This is a genomic window from Pseudoalteromonas rubra (assembly GCF_000238295.3).
In the GTDB taxonomy this organism is placed as follows: domain Bacteria; phylum Pseudomonadota; class Gammaproteobacteria; order Enterobacterales; family Alteromonadaceae; genus Pseudoalteromonas; species Pseudoalteromonas rubra.
Map to the genome: position 1 here is coordinate 256,416 of NZ_AHCD03000044.1, position 17,890 is coordinate 274,305.

Genomic DNA, 17,890 nt, shown 5'->3' on the forward strand with positions numbered 1-17,890 from the left:
CATACAATAAAGGCTCACTTGGATAGTCTGTTTATTGGTATATTAACCACTTGCAAAATTAGGGTGTTGTGTCAAAAAGAGTCTGACAAAACTGTTTACTGGATTCAGCACTGACTTTGGTGTGATGAAGGTACGCTACTTTTAACTAAATTTTTATCAGAATAACTCGCTTATTTTTGGCATCCACTCTATTCATGTATGACCATAAAAAAATGATAGGAAGCAGAGAAAATGAAAAGAATAATAGCAACGGTATTAATGGCTTTTTCGTCTTTTGGCTCGATGGCTGGAGAATGGAATCAGGCCGGAAAAATCACGAAAGTGTACCCAAAGCCAACTAGAAATGGGATTTACTTTACTCATGAGAACATGGTTTCGGGTGGCTGTACGAGGGGAACGAATTTATTTTTAAGTGCAGATGAAAACTTATTCAAAGAAACATATTCTCTGTTGTTGTCTGCCTATGCTACGGGTAAACCAATAAAAATATATGTTGACGGGTGTCAGGCAACGCATGGGTACCCGCTCATCAAAGAAGTGCTTGCACAGTAAAGTACGCAGCAGCGGACGCTAAGAGTTGAGTGTCCGCATCTCATGTATGATCGATAATTTGTGGTTATCAGAAACCGGGGGCTGATGCACAATACCTTATCGTTATTCATACTATGTTCTGCCATATGGCGGTGCTTAACTCATGCTGGTATTTATGTGTCATTTGGCCACAGTGCAGTGACATAAAGTGAGATGTAATGACGAGTGAAGTTTTAGCAGCCCTGGATAAATTAGTTGTTGATAAGAAACTTGAATCAAAGGCGCTTGAAGGTGCCAGGCAATGGGCTGCAAGCAGTGACTTTGATATTGAAAACGCTAAAACAAGCCAGTTTGTTTATGAGCTGTATGCCTGTAACTTGTGCTTTAAACACGAGTTTAGAGCAGCGCCTTACATTGAGGTGGTTCTGAATATTACTTTTGATGACAATGACGTTGGTTATTACTGTTGGGTTACGGACATAACAGGAGAAGTTATAGACGACAGGATGGTAATTACAGATGAGACACTATAGGCCTCTAAGGTGGCCCTATGAAGTCGGGCAAGTATCCCCCGCATTGTTTGAGAATCAACGCATTGAATGTCCATCAAAGAGGTGGCTAAGGTACTAAATAGTTTGGTGAAAAAAGTCAGTTGTGAATCCTGCCAGTCTCAGGTGCTTGAAACCACAAAGCTTGAGTGCGGTGGATTGTGTATGCGGTGTTTTATGAAGCAAAATAGTGGGTTTCGACCTTCTCAATTGCGTTCAATTCAGCAAAGGGGCCTGACTAAAGTGCTGACGCAATGGCGTGATCTCGTTCGACAAGGCACTCCGCATATTCGTAATCCAGAGCAATATAATCGGTTCCATCAATGCTACAGCATTTTTTACGCTTCAGTCAGGGAGAGCCTTTGCTCCGATGATAAGCGTTTTGACGCGCAAAAAGTGCGTGAAGCGATAGATGAGCTTAAATCGTTTTCTAATGATGACGTCAAAGATTACGCAAATGAGCTAGAGGTGTTCGTCCAGCGCTTTATAAATACGGCAGGCAAACAGGTCATCGTATAATGAAGCGTTATTATTGCTTAAACTTGCTCAGGGTGATCTATAAGCGCTTTTGTTATTATATGCTTTTGACTTCGGAGAAAAGAAATGGGATCCGTTTGGGTATTCAATAAGAGTAATTCTGGTTTTCCTGGTGGTATATTCAGCGAAATTGGTTTAGCTGAAGCGTGGATAAAAAATAACAGCCTGTCGGGTGTTTTAACTCAGTATCCACTTGATCAGGGGGTCTTTGACTGGGCGATTGACAATGATATGCACAATATCAAGCCTGAGAAAATCATTGAAAAGAGTAATCAGCCGGAATTCATTGGCGGGTTCACAACCGCAAGCCAGGCGCATTATCATTACAAACATGGAGTGCGTATTTAGGTTAAATTTGAGGTCGGTTTAAGGAGCTTTTGAGCACTCTCTTTTGTAAAGCATCATAAGCACGTCATTACTTTCCTATCATCATATTGCCTGCAAGGTGCGAACTTATATCACTGTGCATAACAGAGTTGCGCAGCCTTATGCGCATTCTTAGCACCGTTATCGACAGATCCAGCCCTCTAATGGGTGACGTGTTCATGTTATTGGATATTAATACTATCCAAAACTGGTTTCGCCAATTATGGCTATGAGGGGCACGCCAATAAGCAAGGGTAAGCGATGAGTTTATGCTTACCCTTAAAACCGGTCTGATTTTATTCTCCTTACCTGAAAGAGGGTCTAGCTCCCGTCTCTTGTGGCTTTCCCGGGGCATGAGGATTGGCTCACTGGCCCTGTAAATATCTATCACTATCCGCACGGCTGTGTTCTGCCTAGAGTATTTGACAGTGAAAAAACAAATACAGGATAGAAGAATGTCAGTGTTAACCGGCAAGCATATGATCGACGGGCAATGGTGTGCACAGAGCAGCGAGAGTTTTTCGGCCTATGCGCCGCAAACGGACGAATTTATATCACCACAATTTCACTCTGCGGGGGGGCAGAAGTTAATCTGGCTGTCCAGGCCGCTGCCAATGTTGTATTCAATTAATGCCATTTAAAGTCGGGCGTTTATGCAAGTAACAATACAGTATCGCCGTTGGTGATTCGATTAATTTTGATAATACCGATTGCGTTCCCACATCCAGCAAAGTATCAGGGCAAAGAAACCACAGGCATAGGTGATGTACAAAGGGGCAGATGTATTGGCATCCTCCGCATACATAAATGCGTTAGACATTACCCAAGCTGCGACTGCACCAATTCCCAGCCATGCGGTTGCATAATACAGTTTATGCCCGGGCGCACTCATATAACCAGAAAGCACCACACAGGCCGCGGCAACGCCACCTATTACTGGCTTTTTCCACCAACCTGCGTATTCGGCCAGCATGCCGGCAAGCGTCGCTGAAACGATAAAGGTCATGGTCACGATTACAATGGACAGTAAGAGCTTAAGTATTTGTTGCATAGGCCACCTTTTCATCCTTTAAACATTAATCAGGATAGCCTACCCCCTTCATAGCGCGAGACTTTTGTGACTTTTTATCAGGAGGCCTGCATCTTTATCAGAGGCTGAATTATCGAGAAAGTAGCGAGTGTACTTAATTTTGTGAGGACTGTTTCGGTGGAACATCTCGGTTGTTGACTGGGCCTTTTTTCATGTATATATTTTATGCTTTTTGTTTTTAATATGGCTAATTAAATCTATCTATAATGGTTTTTCTGATTTTTAATTTGTTCATGCTTTGGTTGGAAGTTGTTGGGGTTAATAGGTATGTTTAATGTTGTAATAAATTAAATAATCAAAATTGATTTATTTGTTGTCGTTGCTCAATTACCACCAGGTGGGGAGGCGAAAGGTTACACAGGTAACCATAAGCTTAATTTCGTGGCTTTGCCATACGGTAATTTTTTAACTAACAAATAATTGAGGTTTTAAAATGTATAAAAAACCGATATTGCTATCTGCATTGATCTCCGTTTCAAGTGCATGGAGTGTTATGGCAACGGAAGTATCACAGCTTAGTGGTCTTGAGTTGCATGTCGCTGCCCATTCAGAAGGCACGGAATACGGTGATTTTAATGTGAGTTTCCACAACAAGAACGGCGATATTGTTCATTCTGAAATACTGTCATGTAGCTCGACGGAGCATAATCAGTGTTCACTAAAGTCGGAGATACAAGGCCCCTGGTCGGCTGTTGTTATCGAGTCTATGAGTGGAAACATGAGTGGTTATGGCCTTCAGTCTGACGTTACTAATAATGTACTGAAGGTGCAGAGTAAAACTACTTCAATTGGCTTGGTTTCAGGTGATGAAAATGAAGCTTATCGTTTTGGTGCTGATATTTATTCTTCTGAAAACAGAGAGTACTTCACGGGAACAGCTTCTCGTATTATCTGGAAAAACCAACTTGATGCTGCGATATCTCAACTCCGCGGCAGCGCGATAAATGAGTGGAATAAAAAGGCCAAAGCCAAGTTTGGTGATTTCGATTGGTGGAATAAGGGATCATATAACAATCGCGTTCAATGTCAGCCGCATTGGGAAACGGTAGTGTATGGATTTTACTACTGCCAGGCCGATGCCTATGTAAAATACGTGACTCTGCAGTAATGTGACTGAGCTTTAACTTTGGGTTGTGTATTTTGCTTTTAATGTTTTCATTTATTCATTTCTTAGCTGTGTCGTTCTCAGAGTAAATTATGCAACCCAACTTTGACTATTTAAGCTACGTTTGGTGGTTATAAAAAAGCACGTAGCATTGTTATATCTCTTTTAAAACAGTGTTTTATGGTGATTTTTGCATGGCAAGGTTTTTATAGGCTAGTCTAAAATTTGCTTTTTAGCGTTCACTATTTTGTGTGCTATTTCTAAGCTATGTTGCTCGGATACAGAGCGCCCCATATTTTGCTTGATAGAAGAGGAAAGGTATTGCGCAATGTTAGATGCATCCTTATCTTCTAACACAAGTTGAAATAAATGAGGCACATAGCTGTCGTATTCATCACTCCACTCGTTTTCACCATCGTTAACACCGATTGGATCCCAGTCATGCCATAGTATCGAGGCTATCGCTTTGTATAGTTCTTTTTGTTTGGCCTTCACCGTTGAATCCCTTGTTTTTATGTGAGCTTAACGTTTATATACGAGCAATTAGAGTTATATATTGGATTAGCCGAGAAAAGCAAGAAGTATACAATAGCCTCTGATGCCTCGACTTTATATTGAGTGTAAGTAGTTACTTCGAATTGACGGCTTAGTTAGTATGATGAATTACATCAGCATTATACCTTTGGGCGCTTGTAAAATAAGTAGAAAGTAAGTTTAATGGGTACATAGTTGTTGCTTTGGTAGGGGAGCTTGCTGGAGCAGGTATCGCAGCGCTCAGCAAGAAAGGCCCCTGAGATAGCATTTAAATAGACATTGTTATGCCTAACTCGATGTATCGGCATAAAAAATTAAGCAACTGGTGGCTCGCTGCTGGTTTTATGAGAGCTTTTTGAGCGTAAATTTATGAAGCCATTACTTTACTTTTCTACATTGGTATTGTGTTTGTTTTTATTTTCACTGTTTGTTAAACCTGAAGCGCTTCCTGCATCTGAAGTACATATACGGCTCTCAGAAAAAGGGCTCATGAAAGCACGAAAATCTCAACCTGGCATTGAAGCGTATATTGGTAAAATAAGAGAGAAAATAACTAGTGGCAAAGTGGTGGTTATTATTTCTGCTAACTCATGGCAGGAAAAGGAAGTTGAGAAATTGAAAAACAGTCTGTTAAATGAATTTGATAATAAGAGAATAAAATTCGAATTAATTTACTCTAGCTAAAAATTATAGGTTAAGTAGAACGTTACTATGTGATGTCGTCAGTGTGTTCGCGATGAAGAATGCGGAAATTAATGTTCCCAAAGACATAGCGCGCTACTACAAAAAAGTAGCTAGAGAAGTGTGTGAAGGCATAAGTCGCCGATTTTGAAATTTATACAACTTTTACTTTAAGTGAATAAAGCTCTGTTGGTTTTAATAAAGAATTATGCAACTTTACGAATGAAAATCGACTTAGAGATCATGAAAGGGAAGGAGTGCGCACTTAGAAGAACGCATTTTGGCAGCGAAAAAAGATTATTAAATATTTTAAACTTGGCAATAATAAAATCAAAATGTTGCTTTAAATTGGTTGGAAATTAATAGCAGCTAACAAGTGTCGTCAAAACGGAGGCCTACTCTCTGGCCTATTTTTCGCTAGTTGCTTCGCGGTAAAGAAGTCATTCAGGCATTCGTCGTTGATGAATACGTTAGTTTTAAAGGAAAATGTATGAGAAATTTAATCTGTGCGGCTTTGTTTTTGGCTCCTTTTTTTAGTGGAGCAGGGGAGTTGGTAAGGAATGCTGTCATTACTGAAGTGGCTAGTTCCAGCAGTAATAAAGATGTGTTTTACGTTAAGTTAAGCGGAGGGACAGGTCCATGCGCCAACGGATCTGTTGAGTTTCCTGCAAATCAGTCACAGTCAGTGGAGTCTTACAATCAAGCCTTTTCAATTGCCCTTGCAGCGGCAATGAGTGGGAAGAAGATCAGAATACACAATTATTCAAACAATGAGTGTAATGGAGCAAACTTTATTGGTATTTTCACAAACTAGTGAAATGTGGAGTAAGACTTATCAGGATTGGCGTGCACGGCAGTTGGCCTAGTTTAAATATTATGTTGCTGTTGCGCGCCTGCTAAGTCAGAGCTCCTGGCTTTGGCCTCGCAAAAATGACTGAACAGTTAGACAATAGTTGCGTTCTTCTGGCACTGCTGCACATAAAAGTGCGTATATTGATGTTACCTTCAAGTTTTGATGAAGACTGGGCTAAAAAGTACTTAAAGTGGCTGTATTAGATTTCAGGTGGTTGTCCTTTTTTCTCATTCATCAGTAAGACAGGAAAACTAAGTCATGGCCTACGATCTGGCTGTTGGAAAAAGTAAATATGTTAAGGACGCTCCTGTCATTGTGGCCTCGATTTGTTTCAGTGAGTATCCGTTAATATGCGCTTTGCTGAAAAAGTCAGATAACTTCTTTCTGAGAAGGGTGTGTGATCAGTTTAGCGATAGCTCGTTTTCTATTGTCGAGCTGCGTCAGGCCAGAACTGAATTAGGTGTACTGCTTATTGGTGACTTGTCTGATGGGGAAAGACAGTTATTGCACAAGTTTTTAGCTGCTATAGGTTATGCTCTGGATAAAGGTGAAATGTTGCATGGCATATCGGACTAGACATGAGTTAAGTGCATTAAAATCGGGAGTGATTTGCCTCCGATGGTATTTTTGTTTGGCTCATGCGCAATATCAGGTTGTTATGGTTAGATTGTGAAATTGTGATGAACATGAGAGGTGAGATGTTTGTTGTAGATGAAGAAAACTGGTCATGGTTATTATTTCAGAATCAAAATGACATGTATTTAACTGTTCTTTGCGGTGGTGTCGCGATGTTTAACGTTGATATTCAGCTCACTCAAACAGAAATCGCTTCTTACAAGAGTTTTGGTCGTGGGTTTATCGTAGAGTTGGCTAAAAGTATCGCTTTTAACCCCGGGGCTTATTCGCGCAGAAAATCCAGTTTCAGAAATGAGTTTGACTTGGCTACTGCCATTAAAGTCTGGCGAGAGTCAAAATAATGGAATTAATATTAATGTCATAATTCTTAATAACCGTTGATTTTTAGAATGGTGTTGTAAGTAAGTGCCCAGTTTTTTGATACCTTTGGAGGATACTTAATGTGGGCGTTGTGCTTGAAGGTTAGAGGAATAGTTTATGGAAGAGTGTAATATCCCGGAAGACATAACCAACTTGGTTCATGGTCTAATAAAAGCCAATACGGCTGACTATGCAATTATCAAGTCACGGTATTTAAAGGAAGAAGATGAGCAACATGATGATCAGCTGATAGCTTCGATCATGAGAGAATATTCAGTTTTACTTGGTCAGTTTGAAAACGAGTTAAAAGTTGAGTTTGGCACGCCTAAAATAGTCGATGACTTGGCAGTTTTTGATGATGCAGAAGAAAGCGAAGAAGAGGGAGATTATCTCGCGGAGGAAGACGACGAGGACTTTTATGTCCCCTGCTCTTTTTATTCTGTAATTTGGGAGAAAGAAGAGTACATCCTCTTTTTAGCTGTATGCCAGGAAGACAGAGAGTTTCCTATCGAGCTGATCGTTGGTGTAGAGTTTTAATGGTTCAGTAAATACAAAGGTTTTTTTGGGTAAAGTAAGTAAATTCACATAGGCATTAAGGTTGTTCTGGTCCAGCTACAGGTTGTCAGGAAGCCTCATTTTGCCAGTGATAACATGGTTATGCCAAGAGGTCATCTATGAGGTTAATTTTATTTTTGATGTCATTCGTGAGTTTGTCCGCATTAGCATGTATACCATGCGATAAAGACTTAGCGCTGAAGGTTTCCCATCAGGCAATTCCCAAATTCCAAAAAGAATTTTCCAGCAGGCTCATGATGGGTGAAGTTTCATTTGAGCTGGATGTAGACTATAGGGGAAAAATTGAGAAGATCGTCATTACGGACATTCAACCAATGGAAGTATCAAAATCGGTTGTTTTGGATATGATCGCACGCTCAAAATTCACACCTCTATTACCCAGAGATGGCTTTTCCAAGTGTGGTTTAAAAGGTTACGCATTAACAATGGAATTTATGTTGCCTCAAAAAGTAAGCTTTGAGCTGTAGCAATGAAAAATATGCTTACAGCTGTGCTATGAATATTTTGGTGAGAATAGTAACCGGATTGATCGTACTGGTGCTGATAGCAGCAACGACAGGATATCTACTTTATTTTCGAGGTCAAAAGGTTGAAGTTGGTTTTATTCCTAACGCGTTTCAATACTGCGGAAAAGTCATAACGGGCGCAGACCCTGAGTACAGTGAAATAGTTGATTAGCTCCATTCAAATACCAGAGGTTGGATGAGAGACTGGAATACGCAAATTGCAGGTGCAACTTATCATAGTTCTGCTTTTTCAGTTACTGTATTTCCTGGTGGTGTGTCGGTAAGTTATAAAACAGACACTGGCTTTCCACGATTAATAAAGCAGATAAATCATAATCTTAGTACATCATGTGACAAGCTTGAATAAAACCCAGGTTGTTCGGATCAGGTGCAAGGTTACAGAATCGCGGTATTGTTCTAGCACATGCAGAGGCAAGCTACGCGAATCACATTGATGCTATTTCAACGGCAAAGCCAGTGCCTGTGATTTTTCACCCGAATACGAGAAGTTTTTGCCTGGCCTTTTTACACAATGGCTTCATAACCCCTACCTCCATCGACTTCGTCAATTAAACACCTGTGTCAAATTCGACACACTGGCCTGTTTCACCTGTCTCAAAACCGATACACCTGCAAAATCCATTTTCCAGGGAAAGAAATAAACATCAATTAAAACAGCTGCATACAGTGTTTTTAAATCTGGCATATCCCTTGTAACACCTTCTGCAAACCAGACCCAATAACAGAAGGGAAAAGCAGATGGATATACAAAGAGATCTTACACAGCCTGTGCGCTGGAAAAAACTGGGTTATTTGCTGCCGGTTGTCGCGCTGGCCTTGGGTTACTTCGCGATGCAGGAGTTCACCGGTGATGCGTCTTATTTCGTGGATCGGGAAACCGTGGTCACGGCAAAGGTGGAGCAGGGCGATTTTCAGGTCAACGTGCGGGCTACCGGTGTACTCAAGCCCGCAGAGATCCGTTGGGTGGCAGCGCAGGTATCCGGTCGGGTAGAGCAGGTGCTAGTTAAAGCGGGTGCTGAGGTCGAAGTCGGGCAATTGCTACTCAAGTTATCTAATCCGCAGTTGCAACGAGAACTTGAGCAGGCTCGCTGGGAGCAAGAAGCCGCTAAAGCTGAAAATAACGCCACCATAGTTTCGCTGGAGTCTCAATTGGTAGAACTCGACAATCAGGTGGTTTCGGCAGATCTGGGTTATCAGGCAGAAAAGCTAAAACTCGACGCCGAAACCCTGTTGATTGAGCAAGGCAATGCCACTGTGTCTCAACTGGATTATCAAAAAAGCCAGCTGGCGGTAAAGCGTGAGCAACAAAAGTGGCAGGCTGCGAAGCAAAAGGCGCTCAAAATGCGCGCTGAAATTGAAGCTACCAAAGCCGCACAAACAGCCCGCTTTGGTCTGCTGGAGAATAATCTCAGGCGTATGCAGGAACAGGTTGATGCTTTGCAGGTACGTGCAGATAAAAGTGGTGTCGTACAGCAAATTTCGCTGGAGCTGGGTGAGCAGGTGAGCCTGGGCGGCAGCATCGCATTGCTGGCATCGCAACAGAATTTATACGCCGAGCTGCAAGTGCCGGAAGTCAGGGTTCAGGATATTCAGATTGGCCAGAGCGTGACGCTGGATACCCGAAACAATGAAATAACCGGCACGGTCTCACGTATAGACCCCGCAGTGGAAAATGGCATGGTACTGGTCGATGTTGCGTTACCCGACAGTCTGCCTGCGGATGCCCGTCCTGAGCTGACGGTAGACGCACAGGTTCAGGTCAGCCATCTGAGCAATACTTTGTATGTCCGCCGTCCAACTTATGCACCCAAATCCAGCCGGATCCAGCTTTATAAACTCGATCAGGCTGGACGTTTTGCCCACAAAACGGCGGTGGCCCTGGGTCAGGTGTCTGTTAATCGGGTGCAGATCGTCTCGGGGCTGAGCGCCGGGGATGAAGTGATTATATCCGACAGCAGTGACTGGCAGGATCATGCCGAAATCAAACTGAATTAATGCGTTTCTACTTAAGAAACAAGCAGGCTGTTACGCCTTAACCTTGCCAACAGAGGCTGTTTGCTGCACCCTGTTGGCTCTGAAATGGAGTCATTCATGAGCGCACTCATAAGATTAGAAAATATCAGTAAAAGCTTTTACACCGATGAAATAGAAACTCAGGCATTGCACGGCATTAACCTGAGCATCACAGAGGGTGAATACGTGGCCCTGACCGGGCAATCCGGGTGTGGTAAGTCAACCCTGTTGTCTTTATTGGGATTGCTGGATTCACCCACACAGGGGCACTATATACTGAGCAATCAGGATGTATCCGGGCTGTCGCGCGATCAGCGTGCAGCCATCCGCAGTAAGCAAATTGGCTTTGTGTTTCAGTCGTTTAACCTCATTTCTGACCTCACCGTAGCAGAAAACGTCATGCTGCCTTTAAGCTATCAGTCCGGGATCAGCCGTAAAGAAATGCAGGCCAAGGCGCAGGAAGTGCTTGAGAAAGTCGAAATGAGCCATCGTACTGCGCATTTTCCATCCCAGCTATCCGGTGGTCAGCAGCAACGTGTTGCCGTTGCCAGGGCATTAGTGAATGACCCTGCTATTATTCTGGCCGACGAGCCCACAGGTAATCTGGATTCTAAAAACGCCACGGCGGTGTTGTCGTTGTTCGATAAGTTGCATAGCGAAGGCGCAACCATTTGCATGGTGACCCATGACCCTGCATCGGCATTGCGTGCGCAGCGCAGCCTGGAAATGTTCGATGGCCGCCTGGTAGGAGACACCCGTAATACACAGACTTCGCAGCCAGTGGCGCACAACGCGTTGGATCTGGAGGCGTTATGATGGCCATGTTGCTGGACCTAAAATACGCATTGCGTCAGCTTTATAAGTCGCCCAAATTTACCGTGATGACGCTGGGGGTACTGCTTGGTGGCCTGTCGATAGCCCTGTTTACGTTTTCATTCTTGTATACCACTATCTACAAAGCGCTGCCTTTGCCAGATGGCGAGTCAGCAAAACGCCTGGTGGTTTATAACGATGGCGAATTCGATACGCCCACTGCCAACGAGTTTCAGGCCCTGATACAAGGTGCACAGGCCTTCTCTGAACTGGGGATCTTTCGCGATCAGGATGTGCGGATGAGTAAAGGCGAAGCTGGCCGCAATTTTTTTGGTGCTGCGGTACAGGGAGGCTTTTTTGAATTCAGCCGTATAAAACCACTGACAGGGCGTACGCTCAATGCTCAGGACAGCCTGCCAGGCGCCCCTGCTGTTGCGGTGATCAGCGAAGAGGTCTGGGAGGATGAGTTTAACCGCGACCCGCAAATGCTGGGTCAGGCTATTGAGCTCAATGGTGTACAGACCGAAGTGGTGGGGATTATGCCGAAGGGGTATCGTTTTCCACATATTGCGCGTATCTGGTTACCTCTGCCCGACAAGGTAATCGACGCGCAAGCCCCGGTGAGCGAGCAGTTTAATGCGTATATTCGCCTCAAAGAAGGAGTTGAAATAGCCGCAGCTGAGCGCGAAATGACGCAAATACTGCGTACCCTGCAACTGCAAAATCAGCAGAGTTATGGCATGGAGCCGGTACAAAAACAGGCGCGCATCCTCACCTTTCAGATGGCGCAAACCGGCGGAGAGGGCGCCACGGTGTTTTTCTTTCTGAGTGCGGTTTCCTGGGTAGTGCTACTGCTGGCCTGTATCAATGTGGGCAATCTGTTGCTGGCCAGAATTCTTGAAAAACAAAAAGAGACGGCTATTCGCAACGCGCTGGGGGCAAGTTCTGGGCGCCTGATCAGCCAGCTCATGTGGGAGGGCGTGTTAATCACCCTGTTGGGGACATTTTTGAGTGTTTGCCTGGTTGGTGCTGTACTGGATTATGTTAACGTGGCGCTGCGTTCCTGGTTGCCTGGTGCCGGCCTGTTTTGGTGGCAATATGGGCTTGACGGGGCAACCTTGTTGATGGCGCTGGCCTATATGCTGAGTACTGTGTTGCTGGCGGTCTTTTTGCCTGCCTGGCGCAGTACGCGTCAGGATATCAATGCCACGCTCAGAGACGGCACCCGAGGAGCACAAAGTCGCAAAGCCGGTCGCTTATCTCGTGTTTTGGTAACCACTCAGGTCTTTTTAGTCGCGTTGTTAATGTTGATAGGCTCTATATCGGCGCTGATCGCCAATAAATTTGTCAATCTTGACCTGGGCGATGATTATCAGAATGTGATGAGCACGCGTTACAGTACCTCGGAACATGATTATCCCAGCCCACAACAGCGTCTTAACCTGACTTATGCACTGATGAATGAGGTGCAAAATCACAACGCAGTCACACATGTATCGGTGGCACAGTGGTTAGGCCCACGCAACGTCTTTTTTGCCGATAAGGCCTATGGGGATGAGCAAATGGGCACTGAAATTGACACGATTTCCATGTTGGGGGATTTCCAGGCCACCGGGGTTAAGCTACTCGAAGGGCGTTTATTCAACCTGGGCGACACCATGGACAAGCGCAGGGTGGTGATCATCAGTGACTCTATGGCACAACGCTACTGGCCGGGAGAATCGGCGCTGGAGCAGCACTTTACCATGGAGCTGGAGGGCAAAAAGCAGCAAGTGTTTGTGGTGGGGGTGGTCTCGAACCTGATGAACCCGAAATCTCTGTTTGGCAAGCTGGACTCAGCCGATGAAATTTACATCAGTGGCAGTCAGTTTGTGCAAACTCTGCAAAAGCTGTCGTATCGCATTTTGCCGGGTACACTCAATGCCGATGAAATTTTCTATCAGGCGGTGTACAAAATTGCGCCTAACCTGGAGGTCACGCAAACGGTGATGCCAGCCATTAAAAACCGCGATAAAATGCGCGAGTCGATGAAGTTTATTTCTCAATTAACCTTTGCAACCGGCGGCTTTGCACTGGTGCTCGCAGTGATTGGTATTTATGGCCTGACAGCCAATGCCGTGGCACAACGCACGCATGAAATTGGCATTCGTCGTGCCGTGGGCGCACGTGATGGTGTTATTGTGGGGTTATTTATGCGCCAGGGGGCGGTTCAGCTGGTAATTGGCCTTGGGCTGGCATTGCTGTTGTTTGCTTTATTAGCGATGGGTTTTCAGAAGTTTACCGAGGGCTTATTCCCCGTTGGTGCTTATTATGCTTTGGCTGCGGCGGTGAGTGCTGCGCTGAGTGCTGTGGTATTGCTAGCGGTGTATATGCCTATCAAGCGGGCGATTAAGCTTGAACCGATCGCAGCGCTGCGTTATGAATAACCCCATAAAAGTGAAGGAAGTATAAGAACTGGCATGAGCACAAAACAACATATTCTGGTCGCCGATGACGATATGAACGTCATTGCAGGTCTGTCTTTTTTGTTGCAGGACGAAGGCTACGAGGTGAGTTGTGTTACCACGGCCCAGGCCGCGCTGGAAAAAGTCAAAGTGCAGTCGTTTGACTGCGCTTTGCTGGACATGAACTTTGGTAAAGACACCACCTCAGGACAAGAAGGACTTGCCCTGATAGCTGAACTCAGACAGCTCGACAGCCGTCTGCCGATAGTGATGATGACCGGCTGGGCGACCATTGAACTGGCGGTAGATGCGATGCGCAGTGGTGCTCAGGATTTTGTGCAAAAACCCTGGGACAACGAGCGTTTGCTGCACACCTTGCAAACCCATATCACGCTTGCACAATCACAGGGGTTAAATGAGCGGCTGAAGCAGCAAAACCAATTGCTACAGCAAGCCGCATATCCTCAGGAGCGCAGCGAGATTGTGGCCTGTTCACAGCCGATGCAACAGTTGCTGACTCAGCTTGAACAACTGGCTCAAAGTGATATGAGCATCTTGCTGACTGGCGACAACGGCACCGGTAAAAGCATGCTGGCGGCTTATGTACACCGTTGTTCGGCGCGTTCTGAGCAGGCGTTTGTCACGGCCAACATGGGGGCGATAGTAGAAAGCCTGTTCGAGAGTGAGATGTTTGGCCATGTCAAAGGGGCCTTTACCGATGCCAAAGCCGCCAGAGCGGGTCGTTTTGAAATGGCGCGTCATGGCACCTTGTTTTTGGATGAGATTGCCAATATACCGTTGTCTCAGCAGGCTAAGTTACTCAGCGTGCTGGAAGAGCGCAGGTTTGAGGCGGTTGGTAGCAGTCAGTCACAGGTTGCTGATGTCCGGGTTATCTCGGCCACCAATGGTGATTTGCCAGCGCAGATCCAATCTGGTGGCTTTCGTCAGGATCTTTACTATCGGCTGAATACGGTGGAACTCAGAGTACCTTCGCTCAGAGAAAGAGTGGCCGACATCGGTCCGCTGAGCGAGCACTTTTTGACACAGTTTGCAGCAAAGTACAACAAACCTGTGCCGCAACTGAGTGAGCAAGCCCTCACTGCGCTTTGTCAGTATGACTGGCCTGGTAATATTCGCGAGTTGCGTCATGTCCTGGAGCGGGCGCTGTTTGTGTGTCGTACGGCTCAGATCATCCCGGACGATCTGGCTATCACAACCGGGGAGCCTGCGGAGGCTAATGTGGATGACCCTAGCCTGACGCTGGATGAAATCGAACAAGCCGTGCTGCGTCAGAGACTGCGCCATCACCAGGGCAATGCCAGTGAAACAGCCCGTTCTTTAGGGCTGAGTCGCAGCGGTTATTATCGCAGGCTGGCCAAGTTTGGGATGGCCGAATAGCAATGCGCAAGGTCTCTGGTTTTGCCTTAACGCACTTGCAGCGCCTGATCATCGCGGTATGTCTGCCTTGTTATCTGTTGATGGTGACAGGCTTGTATATGGCCAACTGGAATGGCTATTTGGTGGTGTTTATTGCGACTGTGTTTGCCTTATTGCTGATCTGTCTGGTGGTGGCGAGCAAGGCCATGGTGGCGCATCAGCTGCATACCTTAACGAACCTGATTGAAGCCATGACAGTGGGGGATTATTCGATGCGGGGACGGGTGAGCGGCGATAAAGCCATGTCTGATCTACTCAGTCAGGTTAATCTGCTGGCAGACAGCCTCAGCCATCATAAAACTCAGGCGGTGGAATCGCGCCTGATGCTAAATAAGTTCATTAATCAGATGGATGCCATGGTACTGGTGCTGGATGAACAAGCGCGGGTCATTATGGCCAATCAGCCTGCCCAGACTGTGTTGCTTACTGGCACTCCCAGCACAGAGCAGCCACTCGCACTTGCCAGCAGCGCTGTAGGTCGCCAACTGATGGCTTGTGAAGGTAAAATAGTGATGCTGGACGACGGCCAGATCAGCGGTGAATATCTGGTATTACGAGAGCGCTTTATCAGTGAAGGCAAAGCACATCAGTTTTTAATTATCAGTAATGCTGAGCGCTTGCTGATGGAAAAAGAACGCACGGCCTGGCAGGGTCTGTTGCGGGTACTGAGTCATGAAGTAAACAACACCCTGACCCCCATCAGCACCATAGCGCAGCAGCTCAGCAAGCGTTTATCACAGCCAGACAAACAGCCATCTGCCGACAGTTTGTGCCAGGGCATAGGCATTATCAGTGAACGCGCCAGCTCTTTGAGGGCTTTTTTAGAAGGCTATACTCGTCTGACGCACTTACCTCAACCCAATAAAGTTCCGGTAAAACTGGACCGGGTGATCAGCACACTCACAACCCTTTACCCAGATATACACTGGCAATTTGAGTTGGATCAGTCTGCCTCGGTGCTGGTTGATCAACAGCAGTTTGAACAGGTATTACTCAACCTCACCAAGAACGCGCAGGAAGCCGTCACGCCCGGCCAGCAGGTCGAAATCACTTTGTCTTCTACTACTTCACTGGGCCAGCTGGTTCTGACCATGGTGGATAATGGTGGTGGGATCGCAAACCCGGACAATGTTTTTGTGCCCTTTTACACAACCAAAGCACAGGGCAGCGGGATTGGTCTGGCTCTGTGTCGGCAGATCATGTTTGCACATGGCGGCAGCATTAAGCTCGACAATAACCCGGACGGCCAGGGCGCGCGGGTACGCTTGCTGTTTCCGCATTACGAAGGCTGACAGCAGGTAAATTGGCGATTGCTTTTAGTTATCACTTCAGCTGAAATAAAAAATTAACTTTTTGGTGTCTTTTTATTCACTCTGCGGGCTTAGTCTGTGTGTTGCCAGTATTGGCACTAATCAACTTAAGGAAGAATAATGAGAACACATTTATTACGCGTCGCTATTGGCGTATGTATGGCAGGCAGCGCATTTGCTGCACAAGCAACCATCTTTACCTGCTCAGGAGTTGTGACCAGCGTTGCTTCTCACAATGGTAATTTTGAAGTCAGATACAACAGTGAGCGCACTGGTAATCAGATGGAGCCGGTAATCATCTATAGTACGCACACTTACCTGCTTGGCCCGGTATTGAAAGCCATTGAAGCAGGCCAGGACTCACGCACAGTCTACAACCTGGTTATTGAGAATCGCGATGGCGGCAATACCCGTTGTTATGATGGTGAGTCAGAAAACGCCTTGATCGGCATCAGCGCAAAATACTAAGCCGCTTTGTGTTTGCCTGCGTAAAAAACCAGGCAGTTTCTGGGGCGTCACTGTGATGCCCCGATATATTGCACTGCCCCTTCTGTTTAATGTCATTTTTGCCACCAGTGATTGGTTCCAGAGCTTTCACTTTACATGTCTGAACCTGCGTACTATGTTTTGTCATTGTATGCTTGAGGCTAATTCCCCCAACCAATCATGCTTTTTGCGCTAACCCCTGGTGCTCATAAAAACCCGGGGAGGTTAGCGCTTCTGTAAGTTGATGTTTATTAGAATGTTGTGTAGTTTAAGCTCATAGCGTAAGTCGGTTTTAAACAAAAAAGTCAGAGGTTAGCGCAAAAGTTGGTTTTTGGCCTTGTGTTATGCTGGCCCCAGCTTAGGCTGCTGCTTTCCCCGCACGAGAGGGGATTGAGACTTTACTGCCGCCTCCATATTAATTACATTTGGGTGCTGCGTTCTCCATGTGAGAGGGGGTTGAGACTTCCGTACATTGCCAAGTGGTAGTCATCGTCGGTAGCTGCGTTCCCCGTACGAGAGGGGGTTTAACGAAGCCACAATAAGTACCGAGCTGAAATACATCCGTGTAGCTGTGCCCATCGGTCATCCATGACCTCACCTCAGCAAGCTGCGACGATAATTAATCGTCGGCCTTGCTTCGCCCCGCACGAGAGGGGATTGAGACTATCGAGCATGATGCCCACGGTGATGGTACTTGGCTGCGTTCCCCATACGAGAGGGGATTGAGACATCTGACGAAACAGCAACTAAATCTTCATCAGATGCTGCGTTCCCCGCACGAGAGGGGGTTGAGACATTCCGGCCCGGCTCTGCGCGGCTTTGATCTTGGCTGCGTTCCCCGCGTGAGAGGGGGTTGAGACTGCATCCAGCAAATTCACATCACCAAAGTATGTGGCTGCGTTCCCCGCACGAGAGGGGATTGAGACAAAAAATCAGTACCCGCATGGAACGCCTTTGCCACGCTGCGTTCCCCGCATGAGAGGGGATTGAGACGACTGCTCTTTTGCGTCGTTATAGTCAGCCCATAGGCTGCGTTCCCCGCA

General features: G+C 45.9%; 20 protein-coding genes. 18 read left to right on the plus strand and 2 right to left on the minus strand.

The window, feature by feature from the left end; all coding sequences use genetic code 11:
- Positions 1 to 231 precede the first annotated feature (231 nt).
- The 5 genes from PRUB_RS22335 (at position 232) to PRUB_RS22355 (ending at position 2,623) form a co-directional block, all read left to right on the plus strand.
- Positions 232 to 552 (plus strand): hypothetical protein, encoded by a 321-nt coding sequence (locus PRUB_RS22335; protein WP_010384263.1) that lies wholly within the window; start codon positions 232 to 234, stop codon positions 550 to 552.
- A gap of 197 nt (positions 553 to 749) precedes the next feature.
- Positions 750 to 1,064, plus strand: a complete 315-nt coding sequence (locus tag PRUB_RS22340) for a hypothetical protein (protein WP_010384262.1) — start codon at positions 750 to 752, stop codon at positions 1,062 to 1,064.
- Between the two features lie 192 nt (positions 1,065 to 1,256).
- A complete protein-coding gene (locus PRUB_RS22345; protein WP_155946342.1) occupies positions 1,257 to 1,598 on the plus strand; it encodes a hypothetical protein in 342 nt (113 codons plus the stop codon).
- Positions 1,599 to 1,682: 84 nt separating this feature from the next.
- Positions 1,683 to 1,964, plus strand: coding sequence for a DUF7710 domain-containing protein (locus PRUB_RS22350; protein WP_010384260.1), 282 nt, complete (start codon positions 1,683 to 1,685; stop codon positions 1,962 to 1,964).
- Positions 1,965 to 2,437: 473 nt separating this feature from the next.
- Positions 2,438 to 2,623 (plus strand): hypothetical protein, encoded by a 186-nt coding sequence (locus PRUB_RS22355; protein ID WP_010384259.1) that lies wholly within the window; start codon positions 2,438 to 2,440, stop codon positions 2,621 to 2,623.
- 50 nt (positions 2,624 to 2,673) lie between these two features.
- On the opposite strand, the gene PRUB_RS22360 is transcribed toward PRUB_RS22355, so the two are convergent.
- Positions 2,674 to 3,033, minus strand: coding sequence for a hypothetical protein (locus tag PRUB_RS22360; protein ID WP_010384257.1), 360 nt, complete (start codon positions 3,031 to 3,033; stop codon positions 2,674 to 2,676).
- A 532-nt stretch (positions 3,034 to 3,565) separates the two neighbouring features.
- Between PRUB_RS22360 and PRUB_RS22365 the strand changes: the two genes are divergently transcribed.
- Positions 3,566 to 4,180: a hypothetical protein gene (locus PRUB_RS22365; RefSeq protein ID WP_010384255.1), complete on the plus strand. Its 615-nt coding sequence runs from the start codon at positions 3,566 to 3,568 to the stop codon at positions 4,178 to 4,180.
- 210 nt (positions 4,181 to 4,390) lie between these two features.
- Here the strand turns inward: PRUB_RS22365 and PRUB_RS22370 are convergent, their stop codons facing one another.
- Positions 4,391 to 4,672 (minus strand): hypothetical protein, encoded by a 282-nt coding sequence (locus tag PRUB_RS22370; RefSeq protein ID WP_010384253.1) that lies wholly within the window; start codon positions 4,670 to 4,672, stop codon positions 4,391 to 4,393.
- Positions 4,673 to 5,080: 408 nt separating this feature from the next.
- Here PRUB_RS22370 and PRUB_RS22375 point away from each other — a divergent pair, with 408 nt between their 5' ends.
- From PRUB_RS22375 to PRUB_RS22430, 12 genes are all read left to right on the plus strand, one after another.
- Positions 5,081 to 5,395, plus strand: coding sequence for a hypothetical protein (locus PRUB_RS22375; RefSeq protein WP_010384252.1), 315 nt, complete (start codon positions 5,081 to 5,083; stop codon positions 5,393 to 5,395).
- 487 nt (positions 5,396 to 5,882) lie between these two features.
- On the plus strand, positions 5,883 to 6,206 hold the full coding sequence (locus PRUB_RS22380) for a DUF5992 family protein (protein WP_010384251.1): 324 nt from the start codon (positions 5,883 to 5,885) through the stop codon (positions 6,204 to 6,206).
- Between the two features lie 297 nt (positions 6,207 to 6,503).
- Positions 6,504 to 6,821 carry a hypothetical protein gene (locus tag PRUB_RS22385; protein WP_010384250.1) on the plus strand — a complete coding sequence of 106 codons (318 nt, stop codon included), beginning with the start codon at positions 6,504 to 6,506 and terminating at the stop codon, positions 6,819 to 6,821.
- A 122-nt stretch (positions 6,822 to 6,943) separates the two neighbouring features.
- A complete protein-coding gene (locus PRUB_RS22390; RefSeq protein WP_198452412.1) occupies positions 6,944 to 7,222 on the plus strand; it encodes a hypothetical protein in 279 nt (92 codons plus the stop codon).
- Positions 7,223 to 7,358: 136 nt separating this feature from the next.
- Complete coding sequence (locus PRUB_RS22395; protein ID WP_010384248.1) at positions 7,359 to 7,778, plus strand: hypothetical protein; 420 nt, start codon at positions 7,359 to 7,361, stop codon at positions 7,776 to 7,778.
- 137 nt (positions 7,779 to 7,915) lie between these two features.
- The gene (locus tag PRUB_RS22400) at positions 7,916 to 8,284 is read left to right on the plus strand and encodes a hypothetical protein (RefSeq protein ID WP_010384247.1); all 369 of its coding nucleotides are present in this window, start codon (positions 7,916 to 7,918) and stop codon (positions 8,282 to 8,284) included.
- 798 nt (positions 8,285 to 9,082) lie between these two features.
- Entirely contained in the window at positions 9,083 to 10,339 is a 1,257-nt protein-coding gene (locus PRUB_RS22405; RefSeq protein WP_010384244.1) for an efflux RND transporter periplasmic adaptor subunit, read from the plus strand.
- A gap of 96 nt (positions 10,340 to 10,435) precedes the next feature.
- Positions 10,436 to 11,173: an ABC transporter ATP-binding protein gene (locus PRUB_RS22410; RefSeq protein WP_010384243.1), complete on the plus strand. Its 738-nt coding sequence runs from the start codon at positions 10,436 to 10,438 to the stop codon at positions 11,171 to 11,173.
- Positions 11,170 to 13,596 (plus strand): ABC transporter permease, encoded by a 2,427-nt coding sequence (locus PRUB_RS22415; RefSeq protein ID WP_242065346.1) that lies wholly within the window; start codon positions 11,170 to 11,172, stop codon positions 13,594 to 13,596. Before PRUB_RS22410 ends, PRUB_RS22415 begins: the two co-directional genes overlap by 4 nt.
- Before the next feature lie 33 nt (positions 13,597 to 13,629).
- Entirely contained in the window at positions 13,630 to 15,012 is a 1,383-nt protein-coding gene (locus PRUB_RS22420) for a sigma-54-dependent transcriptional regulator (RefSeq protein ID WP_010384241.1), read from the plus strand.
- A 2-nt stretch (positions 15,013 to 15,014) separates the two neighbouring features.
- Positions 15,015 to 16,343: a sensor histidine kinase gene (locus tag PRUB_RS22425; RefSeq protein WP_010384240.1), complete on the plus strand. Its 1,329-nt coding sequence runs from the start codon at positions 15,015 to 15,017 to the stop codon at positions 16,341 to 16,343.
- A gap of 138 nt (positions 16,344 to 16,481) precedes the next feature.
- Positions 16,482 to 16,829, plus strand: a complete 348-nt coding sequence (locus PRUB_RS22430; protein ID WP_010384239.1) for a hypothetical protein — start codon at positions 16,482 to 16,484, stop codon at positions 16,827 to 16,829.
- Positions 16,830 to 17,890 lie beyond the last annotated feature (1,061 nt).

Coding starts and splice junctions, on each gene's coding strand:
- PRUB_RS22335 (WP_010384263.1), top strand. CDS start 232: ATGAAAAGAATAATAGCAACGGTATTAATGGCTTTTTCGTCTTTTGGC.
- PRUB_RS22340 (WP_010384262.1), top strand. CDS start 750: ATGACGAGTGAAGTTTTAGCAGCCCTGGATAAATTAGTTGTTGATAAG.
- PRUB_RS22345 (WP_155946342.1), top strand. CDS start 1,257: ATGAAGCAAAATAGTGGGTTTCGACCTTCTCAATTGCGTTCAATTCAG.
- PRUB_RS22350 (WP_010384260.1), top strand. CDS start 1,683: ATGGGATCCGTTTGGGTATTCAATAAGAGTAATTCTGGTTTTCCTGGT.
- PRUB_RS22355 (WP_010384259.1), top strand. CDS start 2,438: ATGTCAGTGTTAACCGGCAAGCATATGATCGACGGGCAATGGTGTGCA.
- PRUB_RS22360 (WP_010384257.1), bottom strand. CDS start 3,033: ATGCAACAAATACTTAAGCTCTTACTGTCCATTGTAATCGTGACCATG.
- PRUB_RS22365 (WP_010384255.1), top strand. CDS start 3,566: ATGGCAACGGAAGTATCACAGCTTAGTGGTCTTGAGTTGCATGTCGCT.
- PRUB_RS22375 (WP_010384252.1), top strand. CDS start 5,081: ATGAAGCCATTACTTTACTTTTCTACATTGGTATTGTGTTTGTTTTTA.
- PRUB_RS22380 (WP_010384251.1), top strand. CDS start 5,883: ATGAGAAATTTAATCTGTGCGGCTTTGTTTTTGGCTCCTTTTTTTAGT.
- PRUB_RS22385 (WP_010384250.1), top strand. CDS start 6,504: ATGGCCTACGATCTGGCTGTTGGAAAAAGTAAATATGTTAAGGACGCT.
- PRUB_RS22390 (WP_198452412.1), top strand. CDS start 6,944: ATGTTTGTTGTAGATGAAGAAAACTGGTCATGGTTATTATTTCAGAAT.
- PRUB_RS22395 (WP_010384248.1), top strand. CDS start 7,359: ATGGAAGAGTGTAATATCCCGGAAGACATAACCAACTTGGTTCATGGT.
- PRUB_RS22400 (WP_010384247.1), top strand. CDS start 7,916: ATGAGGTTAATTTTATTTTTGATGTCATTCGTGAGTTTGTCCGCATTA.
- PRUB_RS22405 (WP_010384244.1), top strand. CDS start 9,083: ATGGATATACAAAGAGATCTTACACAGCCTGTGCGCTGGAAAAAACTG.
- PRUB_RS22410 (WP_010384243.1), top strand. CDS start 10,436: ATGAGCGCACTCATAAGATTAGAAAATATCAGTAAAAGCTTTTACACC.
- PRUB_RS22415 (WP_242065346.1), top strand. CDS start 11,170: ATGATGGCCATGTTGCTGGACCTAAAATACGCATTGCGTCAGCTTTAT.
- PRUB_RS22420 (WP_010384241.1), top strand. CDS start 13,630: ATGAGCACAAAACAACATATTCTGGTCGCCGATGACGATATGAACGTC.
- PRUB_RS22425 (WP_010384240.1), top strand. CDS start 15,015: ATGCGCAAGGTCTCTGGTTTTGCCTTAACGCACTTGCAGCGCCTGATC.
- PRUB_RS22430 (WP_010384239.1), top strand. CDS start 16,482: ATGAGAACACATTTATTACGCGTCGCTATTGGCGTATGTATGGCAGGC.